The sequence below is a fragment of the Niastella sp. sgz303648 genome (genome assembly GCF_059587045.1).
Window position 1 is genome coordinate 250,160 of sequence record NZ_JCAPSW010000011.1, and the last position, 19,076, is coordinate 269,235.

General features: G+C 44.5%; 13 protein-coding genes. 7 read left to right on the forward strand and 6 right to left on the reverse strand.

Features of this window, described 5'->3' with window-relative positions; genetic code table 11:
* The first annotated feature begins 1 nt into the window (after position 1).
* Both AC59IL_RS28005 and AC59IL_RS28010 read left to right on the forward strand, forming a co-directional pair.
* Positions 2 to 1,339: a RagB/SusD family nutrient uptake outer membrane protein gene (locus AC59IL_RS28005; RefSeq protein WP_496555533.1), complete on the forward strand. Its 1,338-nt coding sequence runs from the start codon at positions 2 to 4 to the stop codon at positions 1,337 to 1,339.
* A 12-nt stretch (positions 1,340 to 1,351) separates the two neighbouring features.
* On the forward strand, positions 1,352 to 2,593 hold the full coding sequence (locus AC59IL_RS28010) for a TlpA family protein disulfide reductase (RefSeq protein ID WP_496555534.1): 1,242 nt from the start codon (positions 1,352 to 1,354) through the stop codon (positions 2,591 to 2,593).
* A 167-nt stretch (positions 2,594 to 2,760) separates the two neighbouring features.
* Here the strand turns inward: AC59IL_RS28010 and AC59IL_RS28015 are convergent, their stop codons facing one another.
* On the reverse strand, positions 2,761 to 3,213 hold the full coding sequence (locus tag AC59IL_RS28015) for a T9SS type A sorting domain-containing protein (RefSeq protein WP_496555535.1): 453 nt from the start codon (positions 3,211 to 3,213) through the stop codon (positions 2,761 to 2,763).
* A 320-nt stretch (positions 3,214 to 3,533) separates the two neighbouring features.
* Here AC59IL_RS28015 and AC59IL_RS28020 point away from each other — a divergent pair, with 320 nt between their 5' ends.
* The 5 genes from AC59IL_RS28020 to AC59IL_RS28040 all read left to right on the forward strand — a co-directional run bounded on the left by AC59IL_RS28020 (position 3,534) and on the right by AC59IL_RS28040 (position 12,471).
* On the forward strand, positions 3,534 to 4,703 hold the full coding sequence (locus AC59IL_RS28020) for a Gfo/Idh/MocA family protein (protein WP_496555536.1): 1,170 nt from the start codon (positions 3,534 to 3,536) through the stop codon (positions 4,701 to 4,703).
* Positions 4,704 to 4,726: 23 nt separating this feature from the next.
* Positions 4,727 to 6,178, forward strand: a complete 1,452-nt coding sequence (locus tag AC59IL_RS28025; RefSeq protein ID WP_496555537.1) for a Gfo/Idh/MocA family protein — start codon at positions 4,727 to 4,729, stop codon at positions 6,176 to 6,178.
* A gap of 61 nt (positions 6,179 to 6,239) precedes the next feature.
* Positions 6,240 to 7,202 carry a glycoside hydrolase family 5 protein gene (locus AC59IL_RS28030; protein ID WP_496555538.1) on the forward strand — a complete coding sequence of 321 codons (963 nt, stop codon included), beginning with the start codon at positions 6,240 to 6,242 and terminating at the stop codon, positions 7,200 to 7,202.
* Between the two features lie 166 nt (positions 7,203 to 7,368).
* Complete coding sequence (locus AC59IL_RS28035; RefSeq protein ID WP_496555539.1) at positions 7,369 to 10,482, forward strand: SusC/RagA family TonB-linked outer membrane protein; 3,114 nt, start codon at positions 7,369 to 7,371, stop codon at positions 10,480 to 10,482.
* A 30-nt stretch (positions 10,483 to 10,512) separates the two neighbouring features.
* Positions 10,513 to 12,471, forward strand: coding sequence for a RagB/SusD family nutrient uptake outer membrane protein (locus tag AC59IL_RS28040; protein ID WP_496555540.1), 1,959 nt, complete (start codon positions 10,513 to 10,515; stop codon positions 12,469 to 12,471).
* 114 nt (positions 12,472 to 12,585) lie between these two features.
* On the opposite strand, the gene AC59IL_RS28045 is transcribed toward AC59IL_RS28040, so the two are convergent.
* The 5 genes from AC59IL_RS28045 to AC59IL_RS28065 all read right to left on the reverse strand — a co-directional run.
* The gene (locus tag AC59IL_RS28045; RefSeq protein WP_496555541.1) at positions 12,586 to 15,174 is read right to left on the reverse strand and encodes an MGH1-like glycoside hydrolase domain-containing protein; all 2,589 of its coding nucleotides are present in this window, start codon (positions 15,172 to 15,174) and stop codon (positions 12,586 to 12,588) included.
* 9 nt (positions 15,175 to 15,183) lie between these two features.
* Positions 15,184 to 16,323, reverse strand: coding sequence for a medium chain dehydrogenase/reductase family protein (locus tag AC59IL_RS28050; protein ID WP_496555542.1), 1,140 nt, complete (start codon positions 16,321 to 16,323; stop codon positions 15,184 to 15,186).
* Positions 16,324 to 16,474: 151 nt separating this feature from the next.
* Positions 16,475 to 17,557 carry a Gfo/Idh/MocA family protein gene (locus AC59IL_RS28055; RefSeq protein ID WP_496555543.1) on the reverse strand — a complete coding sequence of 361 codons (1,083 nt, stop codon included), beginning with the start codon at positions 17,555 to 17,557 and terminating at the stop codon, positions 16,475 to 16,477.
* Between the two features lie 20 nt (positions 17,558 to 17,577).
* The gene (locus AC59IL_RS28060) at positions 17,578 to 18,333 is read right to left on the reverse strand and encodes an AraC family transcriptional regulator (RefSeq protein ID WP_496555544.1); all 756 of its coding nucleotides are present in this window, start codon (positions 18,331 to 18,333) and stop codon (positions 17,578 to 17,580) included.
* A 98-nt stretch (positions 18,334 to 18,431) separates the two neighbouring features.
* A partial coding sequence (locus AC59IL_RS28065) for an aldo/keto reductase (protein WP_496555545.1) occupies positions 18,432 to 19,076 on the reverse strand: 645 nt, incomplete at its 5' end.

The window sequence follows — 19,076 nt, forward strand, 5'->3', positions numbered from 1 at the left end:
TATGAACAAGAAAATACTATCCATGCTGCTCTTTGCAGTTGCCGGGCTTTGCAGCTGTAATAAATTCCTGGAAGTAAAACCCAAAGGGATCATTATACCTGAAACGGAAGGGGACTATGAGGCGATGCTCAATTCCCCAACGCTAACAAAGACTTTTCCTATTGACCTGCTGGAATTTACGGACGACTTCTTCAGTACCTATACTGCTACGAACCAGTCTGCGGATGCGAACGGGTATTACTGGCGGCCTGTCATTACCATCGATGAAACAGTCAGTCCCGAGGTATGGGGTCCTCTTTATCATTGTATCTATGATGCCAATGTCATCATACAGGGGGTTACGGGCGCTACGGGAGATTCAGCGGCGCAGAAGGAAGGAGTGCGGGGTGAGGCGCTGGTGATCCGGGCCAGCTGTTATCTGGACCTGCTGACGGTGTTTGCCAAATCCTATGATAAGGACAGCGCCGCTAAAAACCCGGGCCTTCCCCTGGTGACCAGCATCAATGTGACGGATAAGGTTCCGCAAAGGAGCTCGCTGCAGGTTACGCTGGACACGATGATCAACGATGTGCGCACGGCGATCAGCCTGCTGCCGGCATCGAATATCAATAGATACCGCGTGACTAAGTATGCGGCTTATGGGCTGCTCAGCCGGATCTATCTTTATATGGCTAAATATGACAGCGCCGCCAAATATACCAATGCTGCCTTAATGGCGCCGCATAGCTATCTGAACTATAATTCCTATGCCTCCCGCGATGACTTTCCCGTGTATGATCAAAACCCTGAGATCCTCTGGCAAAGGGCGGCGGTGACCGGCAGTCCCATCTTCGACCTTTATTCCGCCGACCTCAAAAGTTATTTTACCAGTAATGATCTGCGATATGTTTACCTCACCGTCACCAATACTGACGGCCTGGGCCGCTCGACTTTACCCGGGGTCTATAATTTCGGGATCACCTTCCCCGAGATGGACCTTACACGCGCTGAGCTGCTGGCAAGAAAGGGCCAGTACCAGGATGCCATGGATATCGTGAACAATATCCGGAAAAACCGCATCCTGACATCGGCTTATGCCGACGAAACGGCCACCTCCCCTGAAGATGCCCTCGAAAAGGTGCTCGCAGAACGCAGGCGTGAGCTGGCGTATTCGGGACTGCGGTGGTTCGATATGAAAAGGCTGGACCGGGAAGGGCGGATGCCGGCCATACAGCGGATCAATTCCTCAACGTTGTCGGTAGATGCAACGCTGGCCCCGCATAGTATGCATTATACTTTCGAGATCCCTATCCGGGTCAGTGTATTCAATCCTGATATGCAATTAAATTATTCCAAATAAACAAACATGACCATGCGTTTTATTATCTGCTGTCTTTTTTATTCCTGCTGTTTCCTGAAAGTGTATTGCCAGGAGGAGAAGCCGAAACTGGCCGATGACCTTTTTGCCGACAAGCCGGCGTTGCTGGCCTCTTATCTTCCTTTAACAGGAGGTGGAAACCTTTTCTATCCCTCATCCAACATCCCCGCGGATGTCTTTATTCAAAAAGTGGAGGCCTTCAGGACTGCAGCCTTAGCCAAAGTACAACAGGAGCCGGATACGGCGCTCCGGGAGCTGAAGAGAAAAGACATCGACTATTATTGCCGGCAGCTATATTTTACTCATAAGGGTTATTATGGCCTGGACTCTGCCGCCTTTATCCGCCTTACAAATCTGCTCATTGCAAAAAAAGGCGATCCCGACTTCAACAGGCTGGTAGATTCCGCTCAGAAGGCAGTGTTCACAAAAAAGCTCAATCCTGAGGAGTCGGCCAGGTTAGACAGCCTGTTTAAAGGTACAGTGGATCTTAATGATGCGCCGTTGTTCAAACGATCCGCCTCCTACCGCGAATGGGAAGACACCTACCTGGAATCGATCCAAAATAAAAAACTCACCAATGACAGCGACTATTACGCAAGATTTTCTGTCAGGTTCAAAATAGTCAACCAGGAGGTCAGCGATCCTTTTATCAAAGAATATCTCTCTTATGATGCGGCTGCGAAAGAGCTGCAAACAGACAAAAATGATTCCAATAAGGAAGCGGTATACCAGGCGTTCATGTCCATGTCGACGATGCCTTACTACAAAAATGATCTGAAGCAGACCTACGACAATTTCAAAAGGATGAAGGAGAAAGGTCTTAGTCCCGACTTCACCTATACCGGCATCGATGGACGACCCGTCAACCTGAAAGCGCTGCGCGGAAAGTATATCTATATCGATGTATGGGCCACCTGGTGCGGTCCCTGCAAGGCCGAGATCCCCTTCCTGATAAAGATGGAAAAGGCGTACAAGGGGAAGAACATTTGTTTTATCAGTCTTTCTGTTGACAGGGCTGCCGACAGGGCCAAATGGAAGAATTATGTAAAAGAGAATCATCTGGGTGGCATCCAGGTGATGGCAGATAAGGATTTCAGCTCAACATTCATACAGCAGTACAATATCAATTCCATACCGCGGTTTATCCTGATCTCTCCTGATGGGAAGATCATTTCCGGGGATGCCAAAAGGCCGTCGGACCCGGAGCTGAAGAAACAGCTGGATACTTTGTTATAGGCGTTGAATCCTCTAACTATGACCCGGATCGAAAAAATAGCCGATCCGGGTCATTTCTATTTAACGCTTACCCGCCTTTTTGACGAAATAGCTATATGGCTTTCCTATGTCCGCTTGTCTTTTACAACACGCTTCTTCCGGACTTGCTGATATTCCGGTTTTCCGGTCTATTCCTTCAATCTAATTATTTTTTTCGTTTCTACGCGCCCGGTAGTTAGGTTTTTCACTTTTAATATCCAAATGCCGGACCTTACCTGGGCCACATCGAGGTTCACCGATTGCACGCCGTTGCCGGCTGCATAAAATTGCTGCATCAGCACAGGAAATCTGCCTTCCACATTCCACAGGCTGGCCTGTAAGCGGTCGCCGGCATGGGCATCTATCTGTGTGTGCAGTTGGTCACCTGTTACAGGATTGGGATATGCCGTAAAGGTATTTTTAGCCGTGCTATTGTCTATTAGTGCGGCGACAAGTTGCGCACGGGTACTGCTGCCTGCCGAACAATCGCTCAGGTACTCCCAGGGCTTGCCGCTGCCGGTGTTGATATCGGGCTGGTTATTTTGAGTGTACCATTTGGCGCGATACAATTTGTTATTGTATACCGCTTCATCAGTGGCCACAATACATGGGGGGAATAGGGCAATAGTGTTGCCAGGGGCGGGCCGCAAGGTATTTCTTTCGATGAAGTGGTAATATCGAATTACTTGGAAATTACATTATTTCTGTTTTGTATATAAAAATCCAGCCCGGATCACAAATGGCAACCACGCATTGGCGTGGTTTTTTTGTGCTCATAACTCAGCGCATTTGACTACGGATCAAAAGGTTTCAGGTTTTACCAGAATAGCGACGACGCATCTCACGAATGATTTGATTAAATTAGTAATAGTTTGTGCGATCGGGGTTATGGATAAATATTTTAAAAAGTTAATATAACGATATGCCAAAATCAAACTTTAATCGTCGCAGGTTTTTAAAAAACGCAGCCACATTTACTGGAATGAGTTTGTTTTCGGGGCTGACTGAAAAAATAGTTGCATCTGGCAAATATCATGAAGAAGCGGATCAAACCGGGTCAAAACAGTTTGATGATCCGCGCATAAAATTTTCTGTCATTGGTATTAACCACGCTCACATTTATGCGCAGGTGAACGCTGTGATAAGGGGTGGCGCACAATTGGTATCACTGTATGCAAAAGAAGCCGATTTAATTGCAGATTTCACAAAGCGATATCCACAGGTAAAATTGGCTAACAGCGAAAAAGAAATTCTGGAAGATAAATCCATTCAACTTATCCTAAGCGCCGCCATTCCTGTTGAACGTGCAGGCATTGGCATTCGTGCCATGCAGCATGGAAAAGATTATATGACTGATAAACCTGGAATTATATCATTGGATCAATTGGACGAAGTGCGCCGGATTCAAAAACAAACAAGCCGCATATATTCCATCATGTACAGCGAACGGTTCGAGAACAAAGCAACGGTTAAGGCAGGTGACCTGGTGAAACAAGGTGCTATTGGCAATGTTATTCAAACCGTTATTCTTGCTCCACACCGCATGAGTGCAAAGGATCGCCCTCAATGGTTTTTTGATAAAAAATATTTTGGCGGCATTATTACCGACATCGGCTCTCATCAGTTCGACCAGTTTCTTTTCTTCACCAATTCTGATAAGGCAGAAATCTTATTATCTCAGATTGGAAATGTTGCGCATCCTCAATATCCTGCCTTTGAAGACTTTGGTGATATCACTATTCGTGGCAATGGGGGTACCGGATATATCCGGGTGGATTGGTTTACACCAGACGGATTAAATACATGGGGTGATGGAAGACTTACCATTCTTGGCACTAAAGGTTATATCGAAGTTCGGAAAAACGTAGATATCGCGGGGAGGCCTGGTGGCAGCCATCTTTTTTTAGTGAACGAAAAAGACACGCAATACATCGATTGCAGTAATGTAGATCTGCCCTACGGTAAACAATTAGTTGATGATATCATTGACCGAACAGAAACTGCAATGACACAACAGCATTGCTTCCTGGCAACAGAGCTTGCCCTAAAAGCGCAGCAGCATGCACAGCAACTCAATTTTAATAAAGCGTAAGCCAATTCCTTAAAAAAATTAAAATGGAAAAGCAACAAAAACCTTCATCCAGCCGCAGGAAATTTTTAACCGATACCGGGAAAGCTACATTGGGTACTGCGCTCGCTTTGAATTTTCCAGCTATTGTTCCATCATCCGTGTTTGGAAAGCATGCGCCGAGCAACCGCATTAATGTTGCATCGATTGGTTGCGGAAGAATTTCAACAACGCACGACATGGCTGAAATTGCACGTTATGCCGGTGCAAGGATCATTGCTGTTTGCGATGTTGATAAAAAAAGAGCTGATTATGGTCCGCAGGCCGTTAAAAATAATTACATCAAAGAAATAAAAGAAAATGGAGGATTGACCGGCGATTGGGACGTTAAAGTTTATTACGATTACAAAGAACTTTTGTTAAATAAAGATATCGATGCCGTTCACATCAGTTTGCCCGATCACCAGCATGCAATTGTTGGCGTGCACGCAGTAGGTGCAGGCAAAGATGTTTACCTGCAAAAACCTGCGTCACTAACTATTGAAGAAGGAAGAATTCTTTCGGATGCAGTGAAAAAGACCGGTCGCATTTTGCAAATGGGAAGTCAGCAAAGATCAATTGATCCCTGGCCTCAATTTAAAAAAGCATGTGAGCTTGTGCGCAATGGAAGAATTGGCCGGTTAAAAACGATTGAAGTGGGATTGCCTGGTGATCCCGGCGGTGGTAATCCAACTCCGATGCCTGTTCCATCCAACTTAAATTATGATGCATGGTTGGGCGCTACTCCTGAAATTTATTATACCGAAGATCGTGTGCATTCACAGGATGCAACACCAAAAGGAATTGGTAGCCGCCCCGGTTGGTTGCGCTGTGAGCAGTTTGGCGCCGGCATGATCACCGGTTGGGGTGCACATCATATCGACACAGCGCATTGGGCTATGGGTACTGATTATAGTGGGCCAATCGAAGTATGGGGAACAGCGAATTTTCCAACCGATGATCCAAATTATAAAGGGCTTTGGGATGTACATGGTATTTTCAGAACCGAAGCTATATATGCCAATGGTGTTCATATGATTGTTTCGAACGAATTGCCAAATGGTATAAAATTTATCGGAACCGATGGATGGATTTGGGTAACCCGCGGCAATTACCGTGTTACTGATAGCGACCCTGTTGCCAACAGTAATGGTATCAAGCCTATTGATGCAGGCAATCCAAAATTGTTGCAGTCAGTTATCGGACCGAATGAAATTCATTTGTATGAAAGCCCTGAGCAACACGCTAACTGGCTCGATTGCATTAAAACACGAAAAGAACCGGTTGCTCCCATTGAAGTTGGACATCGCTCCTGTAGTGCCTGTTTGCTACACCAGATTGCAATAAAGCTGAAACGTAAAATATATTGGGACCCTGTAAAGGAAGCATTTAATAACAATGACAAAGAAGCAACAGCCATGTTGTCGAGACCTCGTCGTAAAAAATATGATTTCAAATGAAAACAATCACTGCATTCATTTTTGTTTTAACTTATGAGTCGATAAGTTAAAGCTTGTAAGCATGAAAAAAATTTATTCGGCAGCTCTACTCATTTTTATTTTTTCGATGGGCTTCGCACAACCTGTTAAAGAAAATGGCCGGTTGAAAGTTTCGGGCACTCATCTCGTCAACCAAAAAGGAGACCCTGTGGTATTGCGGGGGATGAGTTTTGGCTGGCATAATTGGTGGCCACGATTTTATAACGCCGAAACTGTAAGTTGGTTAAAAAAAGATTGGGGCTGTAATGTTGTACGTGCAGCCATGGGAGTAGAACCGGATAATGGTTATATAAACAAGCCGGCCTGGTCGAAGGGAAAAATAAAAGAGGTGATCGATGCTGCCATTAAAGAAGGCATTTATGTAATCGTTGACTGGCATAGTCACAATATAAGACAAGAGGAAGCGAAGCAATTTTTTACTGAAATAGCAACTGAGTACGGTAAACAGCCTAATATCATTTACGAAATTTTTAATGAGCCCGAACGGCAATCGTGGGCTGATGTGAAGGCTTATTCAACAGCGCTTATTAAAACGATCAGGGCTATCGATCCGGATAATATCATTCTTGTTGGCTCGCCTCATTGGGATCAGGATGTTCATCTGGCTGCCGATGATCCAATTAAAGATTACGGCAACCTGATGTACACGCTTCACTTTTATGCAGCTACACATAAGCAACCACTGCGGCAAAGAGGTGACTATGCCCTTAAAAAAGGATTACCGATTTTTATTTCTGAATCAGCAGGAATGGAGGCCTCGGGTGATGGCCCGCTAAACGAAACCGAATGGAATGAATGGATATCCTGGGCTGAGCACAATAAAATCAGTTGGATAACCTGGTCTGTGTCGGACAAAAATGAAACCTGTTCGGTTTTACTGCCGACTGCTTCGTCGAAAGGAAACTGGAATACAAAAGACATGAAACCATCCGGTTTGAAGGCCAGAGAACTCATTCGAAAATATAATGGATTTAAGCCGCCCTGAAGCATCTCAATGGGTAATACCATAAATGGCATTAATTACCAGATTATCAATATTAAACGAAATAAGTCAGTTCGTACAGAATGCTTCAGGATAGTTCAGGATGATTATCGGAACTGGATAAGATAATTTACATATACATTGTAAATTAAATCTCCTAACGGCTATTATGAAAAAATCGATTGCTTCCAGGCGAAATGTCCTGCTCATTTCGCTGCTCAACCTCGTTGCCATAATTTCCTTCGCACAAAACAATTTTCCTGTAACCGGTAAAATAACAGATAATGCGGGTATTCCTTTACAAGGTGTTACTGTACAGGTTAAAGGCACCAAAATCGCAACCGCAACAAACAAGGATGGAACATTCTCCATTAATGCGCCATCAGCCAGTTCAGTGCTTGTATTTAGTTCTGTTGGATTCACTTCGAGGGAAGTACCCATAGAAAATAAAGAACAGGTGAATGTAACTTTGAGCGCTGCCGATAACCCCATGGACCAGGTTGTAGTTATAGGGTATGGCGCCGTAAAAAAACGCGATGTAACAGGCGCTGTTACCGGCATCAATGATAAAGACATAAAGTCGAGGCCTGTAGCTGATGCCTTGCAGGCGATGCAGGGAAAAGTAGCAGGTGTTGACATTACCACCAGTGAACGTCCGGGTACATTAGGAACCATTAATATCCGGGGTGTACGTTCTATAAATGCATCCAATTCGCCGCTGTACGTTGTTGATGGAATTCCCCTGATGACCGGCGGCATTGAATACATAAATCCTACTGATATTGAGTCAATTGATGTGCTGAAAGATGCCTCTGCAACAGCCATTTATGGTTCGCGGGGGGCCAATGGTGTTATAATCGTTACCACTAAACAAGGCAAGGCCGGTAAAACAACGTTGAATGTAAACCTGTCTACTACCGCTGAAAAGCTGATCGATAGAGAGGAAATGTTCAATGCTCAGGATTATATAACATTTCGCCGCTGGGCCTATTATTATAAGAACCCGGCAGTATATCCCCGCGGTGATCAGCCCACAATAGCTAATGACAAAACAATATTCCTGGCCACCAGCGACCCTTCTGCCTGGGCAAATATTGCCAGAGGCTGGACTTCGGGAAAATGGGACGGATCTCAGGTGCAAACAACTGATTGGTTTGGAATGGTTACCCAAACAGGCATCACGAAGAACCTGAATTTGAGCGTTAGCGGAGGAAGTGAAAAGGTTAAAACCTATGCTTCATTTGGCTATTTAGGTAATACAGGCACGCAAAAAGGACAGAGTTATAAGAGGTATACTGCCAACTCAAATGTTGATGTAACTGCTACCAAATGGTTTTCGTTCGGTAGTAACGTCACTGTTTCATACAGTGTACAGGAATATGGTCAATCCAAAACAGGGGCCACCACAGTTTCCTCTTCAACCAGCATCTATGAATCAGCAAGGGCGTTGTTCCCTTATGCTGTACCATATGATTCTGCAGGAAACAGGGTATTTTACCCGGGCGGTGATATTTCTTTTAAAAATGTGGCTAATGAGTGGACATTGAATCAGGACCAAAGAACAACCCTTCGCGCTTTCGGTAGCTTTTATGGTCAAATTGACTTTGGAGGCATTCATCCTTTGCTGAAAGACCTGAAATACCGGGTGAATTTTGGGCCAGACTATTCTACTTATAAGGATGGAACGTACATAGACGCAAATTCTGTGATCAGTAGTGGTTCCAATTCTGCTTCGCTTTCAAAGGCTACAACTTTCTCATATACCCTTGATCATTTGCTCTATTATAATAAAAGCATTGGCAACCACGACATTGGGCTCACCTTATTAGCCAGCCAAACTAAATTTACAACAGACAGCAGTTATATTGCTGCAAACGGTATTGCTTTTGGAAGCCAAAGATGGAATGCGTTATCAAAAAGCTATATACCCGCAGCTAATTTAACCGGGTATACGTCGGGCCTTACCGAAAGCCAGTTACAGTCTTTAATGGCTCGCATCAACTACAGCTTTAACGGCAGGTATTTGCTCACTGTGAGTGCCCGTCGTGATGGCGCCTCCCAGCTCGCTGAAGGTCACAAGTATTCGTGGTTCCCTTCTATGGCTGTTGGCTGGAAAGTTAACGACGAAAATTTTATGAAAAATGCAACCTGGGTGAATGATCTGAAATTAAGATTTGGGGTAGGTGTTACCGGTAACTCTTCCATCAATCCATATACAACCCAGGGAGCTGTTACCTCTCTCTTTTATCCATACATAACAACAATAACAGCCGGGGCAATTCCTTCATTAACATTGGCCAACCAGTCGGTGGGCTGGGAAAAAACCACTCAATATAATGTGGGTATCGACTTTTCGGTGCTGAACAGAAGGATAACAGGAAGTCTGGATATGTATAAATCAAAAACAACAGATCTGTTATTTCAGGTAAGCATTCCAACAGTTACCGGTTATACAAACACATTTGCAAATATTGGTGAAACCGCCAATAAAGGGATCGATCTGAGTTTATCAACCGTTAATATCAAATCGAGGAATTTCAACTGGACAACCAATGCCAGTATCTCCTGGCAAAAGGAAAAGATCGTCACTTTATCAAACGGAAAGCAGGATGATATCAATAACAACTTGTTCATAGGTCAGTCTATTGGTGTAATTTATGGATATAAAAGTGCAGGTCTCTGGCATGTGCAGGATTCAGCCACCTACAGGCAGTTTAATACAAATGGAAGTTCTTTCACTCCGGGAAATGCGAGACCAGCTGATATCAATGGCGATAATAAGATAGATGCCAATCATGACCGGGTGATCATTGGCAATACAAGACCCAGATGGATTGTGGGAATGACCAATACAGTTTCATATAAAAACTTTGAATTTTCCATTTTTCTATATGGCCGTTTGAAGTACATGTATAATACGGGCGGCGAAGCGGAAACTGCCCGCCCTGTTCAGCGGAAGATCAACTATTATAATGAGAACAATTTGAATGCTGAATATCAAAGACCTTTTTATTCTGAAGGAAGTGGTGATCCCTACTATGTGGTGTTGGGTTATAAAAACGCTTCATTTATCAAGATCCGCAATATATCGTTGGGGTACAGCCTCGATGGCAAAGTGTTGAAAACGTCTGCCATCTCGAATTTAAAAGCCTATATACAAATCGCCAACCCGGGCATGCTGTTTTCAAAGATCAGTTGGCTGGATATGGATGTAGTTACTTCTAACTTTAATGGTGCTACCTATAACAGAGGTATCACTTTTGGAATTAACGCATCATTTTAACTGCAACGATTACTATTAAAAAATAAGAAAATGAACACAATAAAATTGATCTTTAATATATCCCTTTTTTCAGGTTTGATCATTATATCATCCTGCAAAAAAGATTTTCTGAAAGAGGAACTTACTACCTCAAGAGGGATGGAATTTTTTAAAACAGATGCAGGTATTCAGCAATTGGCTACAGGCGCCTATTACCAGGTATTCGATCTTCCGTTTGCTGCCGAGTGGGCATATTGTGTTGCCAATTACGGTGTCGATGAGTTTATGGTGGGCGGCGATCCATCGAATGGCGCATGGAACAACTATGATGCCGGCTTCAAGTCTATTGTTACCTTGAATAACTCAAATACACAAGCGGCCAATGCGCAGTGGGATAACCTGTACATCGGCATCGGCGATGCCAATCTGCTTATAAAAAATGCAACAGCCAGCGCTTCAACTGCAGATGCCATTAAAAAAGTGGCTTTAGGCGAAGGATATTTTTTAAGGGCATACTGTTTCCTGCGACTGGTTTCTCAATATGGCCCGGTACCGCTGAAGACCGAAGTGAGCACCGGTGTTGAAATGGAATTTACGCGGGCAACTCCTGAAGAAATTTGCAAACAGATCATTGCAGATTTTAAACAGGCCTATGATCTTTTGCCAAACACGGGTGCACCTGCAAAGATCACAAAAGATGCGGCCGCTCACTATCTGGCAAAAGCCTATCTGTTCCGTGCCAGTGAAATCAATGATTCATGGAATTCATCTACCAAAGCAGCTGATCTTGCTGCCATAACACCTTTGTGTGATGAAGTTATTTCCCATCATCCGCTGACTACTAACTTCGCAGACCTGTGGAAATATACCGGGCCCGATGGCGCCAACGAAAAATTGTCAGAACTGATCCTTTCTGCGCAATTTACTGCAGACGTTTCTACTAACGGAGCAAATCAGCAACATCTCTATTGGGGTTCGCGTTATGAGGATATACCGCAGATGCAACGCGATGTTACAGGCGACAGGCCATTTAGCCGTTTGCGCACCAATTACTATATGTATAGAGTATATGATCTGGTGAACGACTCAAGGTTCTGGAAAAGCTTTAGAACAAAATGGAGGTTGAACAAGTCTGCGGGCAGTTATTATGTCAACGGCGATCTTGGGTTAATCTATATTATAAATCAACCGGGTGATAACCGCTTTGCAAGTTATAAGCTGAACGATGTTGTTGTTTATTCCAAAACAGGCAAAACAATTCCGAATGCCTATGTTGCTTTTCCTGCGGGTAGAACAACAGATGGAGCCATGGAAGTTGACGTGAGATTTCCTTCTTTAAGCAAGCATATGGATGGTTCAAGGATAGCTTTAAACGAAACGAGGGGATTGCGTGATTTGAACCTTGCCCGGTCGGCAGAAACTTATTTGATGGCAGCTGAAGCCAAAATCAGGCTGGCAAAATCAGGCACCGGCTCTTATGCTGATGCATTGCCATATATTAATGCAGTTCGTGCCCGCGCCCAGTTTGCAAGCGGAGAAGACCGCGCCGCATATTATGATGGGGGAGGAGCGCTGGGTGCTTCCACTTCGGGCCAAAGCTCCACCATCAACTCTTTCATGGGGGAGAACTCCTATTATGAATCGAATAATATTGCTGTTACCACGGCAGCTTCGGCCAGTCTGGCTATTACAGACATTAATTCACTGCCCACCGGTGATGAATATGTGATCTCCACGTTGGGATTAAGTGGTCCATATGACAGAATGCTGGCGCTTGTATTGAATGAACGTTCACGGGAGCTTTGCGGTGAGTATAAGCGCTGGGAAGACCTTTCAAGAACAAAAACATTGGTTCAAAGAGTAAAGGCATTTAACAGCCAGGCTGCACCTAATATCAAGGATTACCATTTACTGCGACCTATTCCACAAACTTACCTCGATGGTATACAATTAAATGGTAAGGCTTTGACTCCAGATGAAAAGCAGGCGCAGCAAAACGCCGGGTATTAGCCGCAAATTTTCCATATACAAATAACAAAAACCTTACTGTTTCTGCAGTAAGGTTTTTTCATTATAATAAATCCGGTGCGCCTGGCTGGAAATGCTATTGTTCAATCTTTTCTTCTACGAGCGGTTTAAAGTAGCGATCAAAGCGGTCCATCCTGTTTGATGCGAGGCGCCTAAACCAACGCCCGTGTCGCCATGAAAGTATTCGTGAAACAACAGGTGATCTTTAAAATGCTCATCTTGTTGCATTTTTATTGAACTGCCAAATACGGGACGAATACCCGCTTCGTTTCGTTCAAAGATCCGGAATACACGGCGGCTCAATTCGTTGGCCACTTCATTCAAGGTCATATACCGGCCAGATCCGGTTGGGCATTCCAATTTAAAGTCATCTCCGTAAAACGAATAATAACGTCTTAAGCTTTCAATCACCAGCCAGTTCATTGGCAGCCACACAGGACCCCGCCAGTTACTGTTGCCGCCGAACATATTGTTGTCGCTTTCACCAGGTGTATATTTCACGGTCTGCACCTGTCCATCTGCATTGAATTGATACGGGTGTTCCAAATGAAATTTTGAAAGGGAGCGAATGCCATAGTCGCTTAAAAATTCATTTTCATCCAGCAAACGTTTCAACGTCATCTTCATCCTGAAACCTCGCATCAGGCTATAGAGATGGATGCCATCTTTATTTGTCTTATTCCAGTGCATAACAAGGTTGGCCAGGTCGGGCCGGTGTTCCTCAACCCATTTCCTGCGTTTATCAAAAAAGTCATCTTTTTTGATCTCATTATCTGCTGCGGTTTCAACCACAAAAAGCGCGATCAACCCCACCAGACTTCTGATCTTCAGGGGCACAGACACCTTATCGGGCAGCAACAATCGGTCATAGTAAAAGTTATCCTCATCGTCCCATAAATTTTCTTCCACGCCATTCATCGCACCGGCGATGTACAGAAAATGTTCAAAATACTTCGAAGTTATTTCCGTGTACGCAGCATTATGCCATAATAATTCATGCGCAATGCGAATCAGGTTCAATGCATACATAGCCATCCAGCCGGTCGCATCTGATTGTTGCAGATATTCACCATTGCGTAAGGGCTTGCTCCTGTCTATCACGCCAATATTGTCTAACCCTAAAAATCCACCCTCGAAAATATTATTACCGGTTGCATCTTTTCGGTTCACCCACCAGTTGAAATTGAGCATGAGTTTATGAAAAACTTTTTCCAAAAACAGCACATCTCCCTTGCCGTGGCTGGCCTGCTTTTCGGCTTTGTAAATTTCCCAGATGGCCATGGCGTGAATGGGCGGATTGCAATCGCTGAAGTTCCACTCGTAAGCGGGCAGTTGTCCGTTAGGGTGCATGTACCATTCGTTTACCATATATAGTAATTGGCTTTTGGCAAATTCCATATCCACCATAGCCAATGTATAGCAGTGAAACGCCATATCCCAGGCGGCAAACCAGGGAAATTCCCACTTGTCAGGCACCGAAAGTATTTCTTTGCTGTGCAGGTGTTTCCATTCCGTGTTCCGTAGTTGCGATCGCCGCAAAGGCGGTGAAGGTTGCCCGGGATCACCCTTCAGCCACTGATGCACATCATAATAATAAAATTGTTTGTTCCATAACAAACCCGACAGCGCCTGCCTTTTGATATGGATTACATCCGGGTTCTTTTCAAATTTTAAAATTTCAAGGTAAAAGGCATCGGCTTCTTCTTTTCGTAAGGAGAAAATCTGATCAAAATTTTCAAATGTATAATTCGGGTCCTGCGACAGCGACAGGCGAACAACAACAGATGAACCGGCAGGAATAGTGAGGTCATAATTAAATGCAGCTTTAGTACCTCTTTTTGCCGGATTGATGCTTGCAGCATCCCGGATAAGATAATCATTAATGCCATCTTTATAATAGTCTGTGTTACTCCCATGCCCATACAGGCGAATGGTATTGGTTTCATTGTTACAGAACAATAATTCAGGCAAGCCTTCGCCCTGACAATAATATTGCCCCAAAGTTTGATGAAACGCTTCTATGATGGCGGCGGAGCCGGCACTTAATTGAGGTTGACGGGCATCATATCCCCAGGCCCACGTGTTCCGGAACCATAAGGTAGGAAGTACATTTATTGCCTGCACCTCATTGCTCCGGTTATGGACGGAAATGCGGATTAAAATATGCTGAGGCGATTGTTTGGCGTATTCTACTACGACATCAAAATACCCGTTGTTATCAAAAATTCCGGTGTCTATGAGTTCAAATTCCGGATCTTGTTTGGCCCTGCGGCGATTTTCTTCAAGGAGCTGTGTATAAGGAAAAGGTGTTTGCGGATATTTATACAACATTTTCATGTACGAATGGGTGGGCGTATTGTCGAGATAGTAATAGAGTTCCTTAACATCCTCACCATGATTGCCTTCCGTGTTGGTTAATCCAAAATAGCGTTCTTTCAAAACAGGATCTTTTTTATTCCACAGGGATAATGCAAAACACAAAAGCTGTTCGTCATCGCAAATACCTGCAATGCCTTCTTCGCCCCAGCGGTAGGCTTTGCTTCGGGCCATATCATGCGTCGTAAAATTCCAGGCATCACCGTTGAGGCTGTAATCTTCCCGCACCGTACCCCACTGCCGGTCGCTTACATACGGTCCCCATTTTTTCCAACCTGCTATTTTTACTCTTTCCTGTTCAATCGTCATAATGATGCATTATTCATTCGATGTACCGTTGCATACGAGTACGATCTTGCCTGTAACGCCTCCCTTCCCAAGTAGTTCGTGGGCTTGTTTAGCCTCGGTAAGCGGGAATCGCTGTGCAATAAGCGGCCTGATCTTTTTTTGTTGAAGCAGTTCAAACAGGGCTGTCAGGTCTTGTCGAAAAAAGGCCGGTTTAAGGCGCATCAGCCACTGGATGCTGTAAAGGGCCACCCGCTTTCGGCCGGGGAGTATTCTGCTTAGAAAAATATACCACAGGAAGATGCTAATGGCGCGATAGCGGTGACGGCGGCCTTTGCCGCTCATCGTTGTTCGGCCCCCGCGTAATGAGCCGGTAAGACCAAAGGCAACGACCTTTCCGCCGCGACGTAGTGCATTGCGGGAAAGCCAGGTATGGGTGCCGCCGATGCTTTCAAAGACGGCATCGACACCATCGCCGGTAAGCCGGTGAATTTCTTTTACGAAATCCTGATGCTCATAATCGATGGGGGTAGCGCCGAGACCGGATACAAGCGAAGAATCCCGGGATGAACAGGTGCCGTACATTTCCAGTTCGGCGATACGTCCAAGCTGCAGGAGTGCCGTACCAACGCCACCTGCCGCACCATGGATCAACACACGTTGCCCCGGTTTAACTTTGGCAGAACGATGCAACATCTGATATGCAGTGATATAGTTCAATACGAGGCTGACAGCCTCGGCAGGATCCAACCCCGGTGGCACCGGAACCAATAAATGTTGTGGCAGACAGATAAACTCAGTGTACGCGCCGAATATGGGCAGCGCCGCAACCTGCTGGCCTATGTTGATTCCGGAAACGCCGTCGCCAAGCTTATCGACCACCCCAACCACATCCCATCCTGGTGTGAAGGGCAGCCGGGGCGTTTCGGGATGGATGCCTTCACGCATCATGACGTCGGGCAAGGACACGCCTGCGGCCTGTACCCTCACCCGTACTTCACCCTTTTTCGGTTCAGGACACGCTTCTTCAACTACATGAAGCTCATCGGGCCCGCCATAGTGTGTAACAACAATATGTTTGTATTTCCCGGATGTATTTTCCCGAGGCAGGGAACCAAAGCTTGTGCCTAATGCTTCCGCATTGGCAATCCTAAAGAATGATGAATGTTTCATAGCTGAAATTTTAGAAGTGAATAATTGTTACTTTCAGCATGTTGATTAAGGTACTTAATAGCTATGAAACATTGCATGAGACCCGTCAACCCCGGCGATGAAAACGGAATGATTTTCCTCATGCTTTATCATTAGAATTTGCATTATCTTATTAGAAGTCTGCAGACTCTTCGATTGAATTCAACAATTTAAAAAGACTGACAGAATCACTAAAAGTGGGAGCAGTACGTGTATTATTTCTAATATCATTCGCTATGCTCTTATATAAATTTGCCACATTTCTGGCGAACGAGCTTTCGGGAAGTCCTGCATACAATTCCCGGGGAGGGTCAAGCTTTGTAAGTACTTTTTCTTCACGGCCGGCGCCCATAATAGTTAGTTGAGCAAATTGACCATGACCAAGGTTTCCGGTTACCTGAATATCTCCTTCTGTACCGTTTATTTCCCAAAGAAAATTGGTACCCTTTGAAAGTCCTGCACGGTAATGGATAGTAAAAGCAGGTCCGCTTTTTAAATCTCCAATTACCATAATCTGATCTTCAGCAGTTTTAGGTTTCACTTCACCTGTATCTTTAATTGTAACAGTCTTAAAATTATTGATCATCTTTGCTTTAAGTGTACCGATCTCTCCTAAAACTTTTTGAAACCCTGCCAGTGTATGCGCTATCGGAATACTGAGCATTGTTGCTCCCCCTGCTTTATCGTACATATATGACATACTGGTCATTGTTTCATTTGACCAAAATATACCTGAACCAATTAATGATGTAGAAAGAACCTTTCCAATATAATTCTCTTTAATAAGACGTTCCAGGTAAATTACCTCGGGTGCAAAAGGCATTTGTGTTCCTACTGCAGCTACAACACCCCTTTTAGATGCCAGGTCGGCTAACGCTACAGTTTCTTTTAAATTAATACCCAGGGGATGTTCACAGTAAATATGCTTATTAGCATGTAGCGCTGCTTTTACCAAATCAAAATGATAGGGTACTTTCACCGTTATGGTTACCAAATCAATTTCATCTGATTTAATCAACGCTGCTGCATTTTGAAATGCTATTGGAATATTTAATGCAATAGCAGTTTTCCGGGCACTTTCATAAGTAGAATTTGCTACTCCTACGATTTCAAAATCTTCTGATAAATATTTTAATGCAGGGAAATGAGATCTGGAAGCCCATTGACCATCAGGATTCAGGCCAATAATGCCTACGCGAATTTTTTTGTTAGTCATATAAATCCTATTTAGCTAATCTATAACCATTCGGAAGGCGCCTTGCCGAACTTCTTTTTAAAAGAATGTGAGAAATGAGAGAGGCTTTCAAATCCTAAGTCGAGGTAGATGGCAGACGGTTTCTTATTCTTTTTTTCGATAAGGTGGCGTGCCTCCATCAACCGTTTTTCCTGTAGCCACTGCCTGGGCGATGTATCAAACGTTTTTTTGAAGTCGCGCTTAAACCCCGCAAGGCTACGCCCGGTGAGCTGTGCAAACTTTTCAACCGGAACATTATAATGAAAATTGCTGAGCATAAATTTTTTCAGATCGATCTTATAGTGCTCCGAAAAGTTGAACAAAAATCCGCTGAGCTCAGGCATGGCATGCAGCACCAGCTTCACCGCTTCCTTCACTTTCAAAATGCCCATGGCAATCGGCATCTTTTCGGCCGGATTGCGAACGTATGGTATTACAGATTGAAAATAACCCCGCAAAAAATCGTTTCCGGGTATCAGAACGTTGGGAGGGCCGGCGTACTTTTGCTGTATCTCTATTTGCTCCTCCAGCGCAACTTGCCTGAGCAGGTCTTCCTGCAGGGAAATGACGATTGTTTCATAATTTTCCTCATCGGGCAGCGGCGTTTTGGTTATCTGGCCCAGTTGATTTTTGCCAATGAGCAATAGCTCACCTTTCCTCATCGAAATTTTCTGGCCCGATGTTTCCAAAGTAAACTGCCCCGCAACCTGCAATACCAGGGTATTGTGCTCGAGGAAGCACACTTTCTCCTTTCGCATGGCGGAGTAATAAGCGTAAAAGATAACTCCGGGAATTATTTCGGTTGGATTCGTCACTTTGTAAAGGTATAAAAAGATCAGTTTTATGCGAAGTTCTGCTATCGCTGCAGGTATGTACCGCCAACGATCGCTCCCGGTGAAAAATGTGAGTTCAGCGCATTCATTTCTTCAGGAGTGAAGTTGATTTTCATGGCTGCAATATTTTCCGGTAGCCGTGATCTGCGGCTCATACTTACCAATGGCATGATATGATCATTCTGCGCATTCACCCAGGCGATCGCCAGTTGTGTTGGCGTGTATCCTTTTACGGTTGCCATTTTTTTCAATACTTCCACTTTCTGCAGGTTCTTTATCAGATTCTCTCCCTGAAAACGCGTGAAGTGATTGTGGTAGTCATTATCCGGCAGCGGTGCTTTCATTTCACCCGTCAATAATCCTTCGGCTGTGTTGGCAAAGGCCACAACCCCTATACCCAGTTCTTTCGCTGCAGGAAGCAGGTTGCTTTCAATTTGTCGATCGGCCAAAGAATAGCCTATTTCCAATGCCGTTACAGGGTGTACGCTATGGGCTTTGCGCAGTTGTTCTGCAGTGATTTCCGACACGCCGAGGTAACGCACCTTTCCTTCTTTGATCAGGTCGGCAACAGTTCCGATAACATCTTCTAACGGAACACTATTATCAAGCCGGCACGGCTGATACAAATCAATGGTATCGATACCCAGCCGCACCAAAGAATAATTGAT